The sequence below is a fragment of the Tabrizicola sp. genome (genome assembly GCF_041911175.1).
GTDB lineage: Bacteria > Pseudomonadota > Alphaproteobacteria > Rhodobacterales > Rhodobacteraceae > Tabrizicola.
The window spans coordinates 1-6,014 of the sequence record NZ_JAYRPN010000120.1 but is presented as its reverse complement, the minus strand read 5'-3'; the positions used below and the strand labels follow the sequence as shown (position 1 = coordinate 6,014).

At 68.9% G+C, this 6,014-nt stretch carries 5 protein-coding genes; 2 read left to right on the top strand and 3 right to left on the bottom strand.

What is annotated here, in order from left to right:
- Positions 1 to 1,229, top strand: a 1,229-nt coding sequence (locus ACE3P6_RS16185; RefSeq protein WP_374397050.1) for a family 20 glycosylhydrolase, incomplete at its 5' end; no start/stop codon positions are given.
- Positions 1,230 to 1,299: 70 nt separating this feature from the next.
- Here ACE3P6_RS16185 and ACE3P6_RS16180 read toward each other — a convergent pair.
- The 3 genes from ACE3P6_RS16180 to glmU are packed head-to-tail and all read right to left on the bottom strand — an operon-like array spanning position 1,300 to position 5,152.
- Entirely contained in the window at positions 1,300 to 1,983 is a 684-nt protein-coding gene (locus tag ACE3P6_RS16180; protein ID WP_374397048.1) for a DNA alkylation repair protein, read from the bottom strand.
- Positions 1,980 to 3,797, bottom strand: a complete 1,818-nt coding sequence (gene glmS / locus ACE3P6_RS16175) for a glutamine--fructose-6-phosphate transaminase (isomerizing) (protein WP_374397045.1) — start codon at positions 3,795 to 3,797, stop codon at positions 1,980 to 1,982. Before glmS ends, ACE3P6_RS16180 begins: the two co-directional genes overlap by 4 nt.
- Before the next feature lie 2 nt (positions 3,798 to 3,799).
- A complete protein-coding gene (glmU, locus tag ACE3P6_RS16170; RefSeq protein WP_374397043.1) occupies positions 3,800 to 5,152 on the bottom strand; it encodes a bifunctional UDP-N-acetylglucosamine diphosphorylase/glucosamine-1-phosphate N-acetyltransferase GlmU in 1,353 nt (450 codons plus the stop codon).
- A 94-nt stretch (positions 5,153 to 5,246) separates the two neighbouring features.
- Here glmU and ACE3P6_RS16165 point away from each other — a divergent pair, with 94 nt between their 5' ends.
- The gene (locus ACE3P6_RS16165; protein WP_374397040.1) at positions 5,247 to 5,897 is read left to right on the top strand and encodes an HAD-IA family hydrolase; all 651 of its coding nucleotides are present in this window, start codon (positions 5,247 to 5,249) and stop codon (positions 5,895 to 5,897) included.
- Positions 5,898 to 6,014 lie beyond the last annotated feature (117 nt).

Below are 6,014 nucleotides of genomic sequence, written 5' to 3'. Positions count from 1 at the left end.
CTGCGGGGCTGCACTACGCCGGAATCACGCTCCTGACGCTGCGCGAGACCTGTGGCGGCAGGCTGCCTTGCGGCACGATTACCGATATGCCCCGCTTCGGCTGGCGTGGGCAACATCTTGATTGCGCCCGGCATTTCTTCGGGGTGGATTTCATCCTGCGGCTTCTGGACCTGATGGCGCTTCTCAAGCTGAACCGCTTCCACTGGCACCTGTCCGACGACGAGGCCTTCCGGCTGGAGGTGGAAAGCCAGCCCCTCCTCTGGCAGCGCACCGCCTTCCGGGGCGAGGGCGAGCTGGTGCCGGGCGTCTTCGGCGGCGGCATAAGGGCGGGGGGTAGCTACTCGAAGGCCGACGTCGCGCGGGTGTTGGCCCGGGCGAAGGCCTTGCACATCGAGGTGTTGCCGGAGGTCGAGGTTCCCGCCCATTCGCACGGCATGGTCAAGGCGCTCCCCGGCCTGCGCGACCCCGGCGACAATGGCGAGGAGGCCTCGGTCCAGGGCTATATCGACAACATCGTCAACCCGGCGATGGCCGCGACATGGGAGGTGCTGCGCCCGCTGACGGAGGAGGTCGCGGCGCTGTTCCCCTTCGGCATGATCCACCTCGGCGCGGACGAGGCGCCGCACGGGGCCTGGGACGGCTCGCCCGCCGTGGCAGCCCTGAAGGCGCGCGAGGGGCTGGTCACCTCGGATGACATGCAGGGCTGGATGCTGTCCCGGCTCGCCGAGGGACTGGTCGCGAAGGGCCATCGCGTCGCGGCCTGGGAGGAGGCGGCGAAGGGGGTGCAGGGCGGCATCGGCAATGGGGCGCTTCTCTTCAGTTGGACCGGGCAGGGGCCGGGAGTGGAGGCCGCGCGGCGGGGGCATGACGTGGTGATGTGCCCGGCGCAGACGGCCTATTTCGACCTGGCGCATTCGGACGATCCCGATGACTGGGGCGCGGCCTGGGCGGGTTTCGTGCCGCTGGAAAGAACCGTGGACTGGGACCCGGTGCCGAAGGGGGCCGAGGACATCGCCCCGCGCATCGCCGGGGTGCAGGCCTGCTTCTGGGGCGAGTTCACCACCGAAGACGCGCAGGCCGAGGGGATGATCGCCCCCCGCATCCTGGGGATTGCGACGAAGGCATGGGAGCCTGCGGGGCGGACCGACGGCGCAATTTTGCGGGCATTGGCAGGGGCTTACGGGCCGCTCTTCGACCGGATCGGCTGGCAGCGGCATCGCGGGGCGTGATGGGGGCTGCTCGTCGTGCACTTCGTTTCTCCTCGCGGGCGACGAGGAGCCGAAGGCGAACGAGGAGCGGTCAGCCGAGGTGCCGCGCCGCCTCTTTCCGGGCGAAGGGTTTCAGCACCTCGCCATGCGCGGCGAGGAAGACCCGCGTCGCCTCGGCATCGTGCTTCGACAGGTCGCGCAGCCACCAGGCCACCGCCTTCTGGATGAACCAGTCGCGGTCCGGGGCAAGGCGTTCGCACCAGCCCAGGACACGGGCGCGGATCGCAAGGTCCTGATCCGTCGGGAAATTCTGCTTGGTCCAGGGCAGGGTCATCACCAAGGCGGCGCGGCGGGTCCACATGTGGGGGCTATGGGTCCAGCCCTCCACCTGCTCCAGCCGCGACGGATCGGCCACCAGCCGCCGGGCCCCGGCATCCGAGGCATGGTCGGCCAGCGCCCAGCCGTCGAACTGCGGCACCCAGCTGGCGATCAGGTCCCAGACCCCCTGGTCCGGGCGCAGCCGCGCCTGGGTCAACAGCTTCGCCGCCGCCACCCTTGCCTCGTGGATGTCCGAGCGCCACAGGCCATCGGCCAGCGCGACCCGCTCTTCCACCGTGAGCCCCTCGCGCCAGGCGGTCGCCAGCTCGGTGATCCGCGGCACCCGCAGGCCCAGCACGCGGCGGGGCGACTTGAGATAGGCCGCCTCGGCGACGGCGCGCTCGGGGTCGGCTTCGGCCTCGAGGGCGGCCAGCGCATCCGCCAGAGTGATGCTCATTCCACCGTCACCGATTTCGCCAGGTTGCGCGGCTGGTCGACGTCGGTGCCCTTGGCGATGGCGGTGTGATAGGCCAGCAGCTGCGCCGGGACGGCATAGAGGATCGGCGCCCAGAGCGGGTCGACGGTCGGCAGCGCCAGCGTCTTCCAGGTGCCCTGTCCCGCCGCCGCGATCCCCGCCGCGTCGGAGAGAAGCAGCACCTTGCCGTGCCGCGCCATCACCTCCTGCATGTTGGACACGGTCTTGTCGAAGAGGGCATCCTTCGGTGCCAGCACGATCACCGGCACATCGGCGTCGATCAGGGCGATGGGGCCGTGCTTCAGTTCACCCGAAGCATAACCTTCGGCGTGGATGTAGCTGATTTCCTTCAGCTTCAGCGCACCCTCCAGCGCCAGCGGGAACATCGGGCCGCGCCCCAGGAACAGGATGTCCTGCGCCTTGCCCAGGTCCTCGGCGACCCGTGCAATCGGATCGGACAGGGACAGCGCGGCGTTCATCAGGCCGGGCATCGCGCGCAAGCTTTCCAGCCGGGCGCGCAGGGTGGCGGCGTCGATCCGGCCCCGGTCCTGCGCCGCCTTCAGCGCCATCAGCGCCAGCACGGTCAGCTGGCAGGTGAAGGCCTTGGTCGAGGCGACGCCGACCTCCACCCCGGCCAGGATCGGCAACGCCAGATCGCTTTCCCGCGCGATGGAAGAGGTCGGCACGTTGACCACCGAAACCACCTTGGCCACCTTGCCCGAGGCATGGCGCAAGGCGGCCAGCGTGTCGGCGGTTTCGCCCGACTGGCTGACGAAGATCGCCATCGCGGCGGGCGACAGGACCGGGTCGCGGTAGCGGAACTCGGACGCGATGTCGATGTCGGCGGGCAGGCCCGCGATCTGCTCGAACCAGTATTTCGCGACATGGCAGGCGTAGGAGGCCGTGCCGCAGGCGACCAGCGTCACCCGGGCGATGCCCTTGAAATCCACGCCTTTCGGCAGGTGCAGGCCGCCTTCCGGGGTGCAGTAGTGCTTCAGCGCGTCGGCGATGACCACCGGCTGCTCGGCGATCTCCTTGGCCATGAAATGCTTGTAGCCGGCCTTCTCGATCCGCGTCGCGTCCAGCTGGATCCGGGTTTCGGCCCGGTTGGCGCGGCGGTTCTGGGCGTCGAAGATCTCGGCCCCCTGGCGGGTGACGACGGCCCAGTCGCCCTCTTCCAGATAGGTGATCCGGTCGGTCATCGGGGCCAAAGCGATGGCGTCGGAGCCCACGAACATCTCGCCCTCGCCCCAGCCGATTGCCAGCGGGCTGCCTTTCCGGGCGGCGATCATCAGGTCATCCTGCCCGTCGAACAGGAAGCAGAGCGCGAAGGCGCCATGCAGGCGGGCAAGGGTCTCCTGCGCGGCCTCGGCCGGGCTCGCGCCCCGATCCATCGCGCGGTTGACGAGGAGGACGACAGTTTCGGTATCGGTGTCGGATTCCTGCGTGTAGCCGTCGGCGGCAAGGTCGGCCCGCAACTCGCGGAAGTTCTCGATGATGCCATTGTGCACGACCGCGACCCGGCCCGCGCGATGGGGATGGGCGTTCTTGACCGTCGCGGCGCCGTGGGTGGCCCAGCGGGTATGGCCGATTCCGGCCTTTCCGGCCAAGGGGTTGTGGACCAGCAGGTCGGAGAGGTTCACGAGTTTGCCGACAGCGCGACGGCGGTCGAGCTTGCCCGCGTTGACCGTGGCGATGCCCGCGCTGTCGTAGCCGCGATATTCCAGCCGCTTCAGCGCCTCGACCAGCAGCGGGGCGACCTCATGGTTCCCCAGCACCCCTACAATACCGCACATTTTTAATGCCCCTTTGCCTTCGCAGCCTTAATCGCTTTCAACTTATCGAACATTCTGGTCGCAAGTCCTGGCTTGGTGACCTGTCGCGCCCGCCCGATGGCCACGGCTTCCGCCGGAACATCCTCGGTGATCACCGATCCGCTGGCGGTCAGCGCCCCGTCGCCCACCCGCACCGGAGCGACCAGCATGGTGTCGGACCCGATGAAGGCGCGCTTGCCGATGATGGTGCGGTGCTTCATCACGCCGTCATAGTTGCAGGTCACGGTGCCCGCGCCGATGTTGGTGTGCTCGCCCACCTGCGCGTCGCCGAGGTAGGTCAGGTGGCCGACCTTCACACCTTCGTCGAGAATGGCATTCTTGATTTCCACGAAGTTGCCGACATGCACATCCTCGGCCAGTTCGGTGCCGGGACGCAGGCGGGCGAAGGGGCCGACGGTGGCGCCGCGGCTGACGTGGCAGCCTTCGAGATGGCAGAAACCCTTGATCTCGGCCCCCGATTCCACGGTGACGCCGGGGCCGAAGAGGACGTTCGGACCGATGATCGCGTCGCGGCCGATATGGGTGTCGAGTGCGAAGAACACGGTGTCCGGCGCGGTCAGGGTGACGCCTGTCTCCAGCGCCGACGCACGGGCGCGGGACTGGAAGGCGGCCTCGGCCTCGGCCAGTTGCGCGCGGGTGTTGACGCCCAGCGTCTCGGCCTCGGGGCAGAGGACGACCCCGGCGGAGAGGCCGCGCTTGCGGGCCAGCTCGACGATGTCGGTCAGGTAGTATTCACCCGCGGCGTTGTCGTTCTTGATCTCGGCGATGAGGGAAAAGAGGGTGCGAGCCTCGGCGCAGACGACGCCGGAGTTGCAGAGGGTCAGCTTGCGTTCCTCGGGTGTGGCGTCCTTGAATTCGCGGATGGCGAGGAGTTCATCCCCTTCGGTCAGCAGGCGGCCGTAGCGGCCCGGATCTTTCGCGTGGAAGCCGAGGATGACGACGGCGTGTTTCGCCCGCGCCGCCAGCATCGCGCGGAGGGTCTCTTCACGGATCAGCGGGGTGTCGGCGTAGAGGACGATGGCCTCGCCCGGTTCGTCGGAGAGGAGCAGCGCGGCCTGGGCGACGGCGTGGCCGGTGCCGAGTTGCGGGTCCTGGACGACGGTTTCCACCGTCTCGTCGAAGGCGGCGGCGGAGGTTGCGACGGCCTCTCCCCCGTGGCCGGTCACGGTGACGATGCGGGAAGGTTCCAGTGACTGCGCGGTCGCAAGGGCGTGGTGGAGGAGGGGGGCGGCGGCGACCTGGTGCAGGACCTTGGGCAGGTCGGAGTTCATCCGCGTGCCCTGACCGGCGGCCAAGATGATGACTGAAACCTGCATTCTGCCCCTTTCTTTATCGTTGCGCCCGTTTTACCCCCCTTGGACCGGGTGGCAAGGGGGCGAGGCCTCACACCACGTTACAGGATTGCCAAGAATGCGCTGCGTAGTCTTCGATCTGGACGGAACTTTGGCGGATACCTCGGCGGACCTGCTGGCGGCGGCGAATGCGGCGCTTCCCCGGGCCTGCCTGGGGCCGCAGGATGCGCTGACGGCCTTCCACGGCGGGCGGGCGATGCTGCGGCTGGGGCTCACCCGGCTGGGACAGGACTGGACCGAGGCGGACGTGGATGCGGGGTATCCGCGGCTGCTGGACGCCTACCGCAGCGGGATCGCGACGCATACCCGGCTCTATCCAGGGGCGATGGAGGCGGTGGAGGGGCTGAAGGCGGCGGGGTTCGCGGTCTCGGTCTGCACGAACAAACCGGAGGGGCTGGCGGAGCTTTTGCTGGTGGCGCTGGGGGTCAGGGAGACCTTCGGGGCGCTGGTCGGGGCGGATACCTTTCCGGTGAGGAAGCCGGACCCGCTGCCCTACCGGGCGGCGGTGGAGCGGGCCGGGGGCACGGTCGCCCGGTCGATGCTGGTGGGCGACACCGAGACGGATGCGAAGACCGGGGTGGCGGCGGGGGTGCCGGTTGCGCTGGTCACCTTCGGGCCGGAGGGGGCGGGAGTGGCGCGGTTCAGGCCGGCCGCGCTGCTGGACCGGTTCGAGGACCTGCCGGGGCTGGCGGGGCGGTTGCTGATCTGAGGCTGTCCACGGTGGACAGATTTTTCGATTCAATGATTACAAGGGCTTGCTTGCGGGCGTTCAGGATTTGTCAAGGTTTTGGATGACGGTCATTCCCGGTGTTCGGGAGGCGGGGGG

What these genes read in the sequence shown, in the direction of transcription:
- glmU (WP_374397043.1), bottom strand. Translation starts at nt 5,152, where the DNA reads ATGCAGGTTTCAGTCATCATCTTGGCCGCCGGTCAGGGCACGCGGATG.
- ACE3P6_RS16180 (WP_374397048.1), bottom strand. Translation starts at nt 1,983, where the DNA reads ATGAGCATCACTCTGGCGGATGCGCTGGCCGCCCTCGAGGCCGAAGCC.
- glmS (WP_374397045.1), bottom strand. Translation starts at nt 3,797, where the DNA reads ATGTGCGGTATTGTAGGGGTGCTGGGGAACCATGAGGTCGCCCCGCTG.
- ACE3P6_RS16165 (WP_374397040.1), top strand. Translation starts at nt 5,247, where the DNA reads ATGCGCTGCGTAGTCTTCGATCTGGACGGAACTTTGGCGGATACCTCG.